2 protein-coding genes and 1 pseudogene are annotated in these 2,353 nt (G+C 59.5%); 1 reads left to right on the forward strand and 2 read right to left on the reverse strand.

Translation table 11 applies throughout. The annotated features are described in order from the left end of the window. Positions 1-115: 115 nt before the first annotated feature. Positions 116-1,075: an MATE family efflux transporter gene (locus AC1DF3_RS36780; protein ID WP_478142781.1), complete on the reverse strand. Its 960-nt coding sequence runs from the start codon at positions 1,073-1,075 to the stop codon at positions 116-118. Positions 1,076-1,108: 33 nt separating this feature from the next. On the opposite strand from AC1DF3_RS36780, the gene AC1DF3_RS36785 reads away from it, so the two are divergent. Next, complete coding sequence (locus tag AC1DF3_RS36785; RefSeq protein WP_478142782.1) at positions 1,109-1,774, forward strand: TetR/AcrR family transcriptional regulator; 666 nt, start codon at positions 1,109-1,111, stop codon at positions 1,772-1,774. A 381-nt stretch (positions 1,775-2,155) separates the two neighbouring features. Here AC1DF3_RS36785 and AC1DF3_RS36790 read toward each other — a convergent pair. Then, positions 2,156-2,353 (reverse strand): annotated as a pseudogene (locus AC1DF3_RS36790) (succinate--CoA ligase subunit alpha); the annotation flags it as partial.

Genomic DNA, 2,353 nt, shown 5'->3' on the forward strand with positions numbered 1-2,353 from the left:
CGCGGCCTCGTCGCGCCAAGGCCGTCAGCTCTCGTTGAACAGCGGCATCCAGTTCGATCTTCGGGGCAATGCGCATGGCTGCGACCTCCATCGAGGTCGGAGTGTGCCGCATCTATTAAGTTCCACTATTTCGAGCGCACTGCACTAGCGGGGCTCCAATCCCAAAAGCGATTGGTATCACCAGATACTCGATTCGGGACGCAATACCGTAGCCTGCAAGCGCCGCGGTGCCCGCTAATGCACCAACCAGGGTAGTCGTGACCGCAATCAGGGTATTGCTCAAAAGCGGGTTGAGCGTTGCGAGCGCGCCGACTGACAAGATGCGTCGCATCAACGCCCAGTTGGGTTTGCCAGGGGAAAGCCTCAGAGCGCTGCGCCCACTCAGGAAGTACCAGGCAAGAACCAGGACGCCAGCGCCGTAGTAGATCACCATGGCCCATCCCGCACCAGCCATGCCGAGCGCAGGAACCGGCCCCCAACCAAAGATCAGGGCTGGTGACAGTGGCAGGAGGAGTAGTGCGCCACCGCAGATCACTGCGCCTGGCACAACCATATTGCCGGTGCCGCGCATCGCGCTGGCCAGCGCGTTCATGGTCCAGAGTAGCACCAAGCCAGACGAAATGACGTTGGAGTACTCGAGTGCCGCGGTCAGCGCGCCAGCTTGGCCACCCATGCGCACATACACGGTTGGTCCCATGAAGAATAAAACGACCGAAAAAATGAGGCCAAGAGCCGCGTTCAGAAAAACTGCCTGCAACACGAGCTGGCTCGCTTCATCTACCTTTCCCGCGCCGAGGGCACGCGCGATGGCTGATGAGATTCCGCCACCCATCGCACCTTGAGACATGTTCTGCATCAGCATCAGCAGCGGCACTACGAGGGCAGCTCCTGCCAGGGCGTCCGTTCCAAGATGAGAAAGGAACCAGGTTTCGATCAGTCCTGTACTCGACTGCGCAAACATCATCAGTATGTTGGGCCATGAAAGACCAATCAACGTGATGAAAATCGGACCCCGGAGCATGGCGTCCAGGCGCTTGATTTGGCCGGTCGTGGGCGACCTGACATCAGTGATCATGGGAATTCAATGTATAGACGAAGATCTTTATAAATGATGACTATCATTTGGTATGCTGTCAATCGCTGTCTTATTCAACAGGAGCGCGATATGCCCCGAGCATCTAAGGAACAAGCCGCCACCCATCGCAAGACGATCACTGCCGAATCGGCACGGCTTTTTCGTGAGCGCGGATTTCGTGGCGTGAGCGTTGCGGACCTGATGGCCGCGGCTGGGCTCACGCACGGGGGCTTCTACGTCCACTTTGAGTCCAAGGAGTCGCTGGCTGCCGAGGCCTGTACCGAGGCCCTGGGCGAGGGGGTTAAGCGATGGAGGCGCCGGATGGCGGGCGAGTCCGCAAGCTCCGCTCAACGAGCAGCGTTGATCGACGGCTACCTCTCATCGAAGAGTCGTAATGACCCGGGAAAGTCGTGTGCGGTTGCTGCCCTTGCCAACGATGTCGCAAGGGAGCCAGCGGACTCCCTCGTACGCCCCGTTTACATCTCGGGGCTTGAGGAACGGCTCGCGATCCTGGCATCGGTGCAGCAGACGAGCAGCGGCGCTGAGAATCGTGCTCGGGCGATTCTCGACTGCTGCACGATGGTTGGCGCCCTGGTTCTCTCTCGAGCGACGAGTGGTAGCCCCTTGTCCGACGAACTGCTCGCGACGGTACGCGAGCAGCTCAATTCGGTTGCGCCAGATAGAGCCTCAAAGCGCTGAATCCGGCGCGCCGAAAAGCTCATGGAGTAGCAGCACGGCCCGTGACCGATCATCAATCGGGTGCTCGAGGCGCGCTGCAATGTTCGACCAGAGCCTGCTCCCATCCTCCGATGCATCCGCTCCAGCTGCGTCGCAGCTCACCCTTTCTTCGATGGCTCCCAGAGGGAGGTTGTTCTCAAAATTGCTTCGGGGAAACAGATATTGCGGAGCACTGCATCGCCCAGTCCACAGTTCCTCCGGCGCACCATGAAGGCACTTGTGCGGGATTGACACTTCAGATCCACTGAAACGAAGCTGGCGTCCAGCGATTTGATCAATCCACGCGAGCGCCCATTTGACGAGCCCTCAAGTGCTGCCTTGCTGTTAGGCAAATTTGTTGATTTACAGAATCGCCTTGAGCAGCTTGGCGAGCTCGGAGAAGTTGCGCGTCACCGTGAATCCGCTCTCTTCCATGATCGCCAGCTTGGCATCCGCCGTGTCGGCGCCGCCGGAAATCAGCGCACCGGCGTGGCCCATGCGCTTGCCGGGAGGCGCCGTGACGCCGGCGATGAAACCGACGATCGGCTTCTTCATGTTGTC

It is taken from the genome of Variovorax sp. 10N432 (assembly GCF_056394465.1).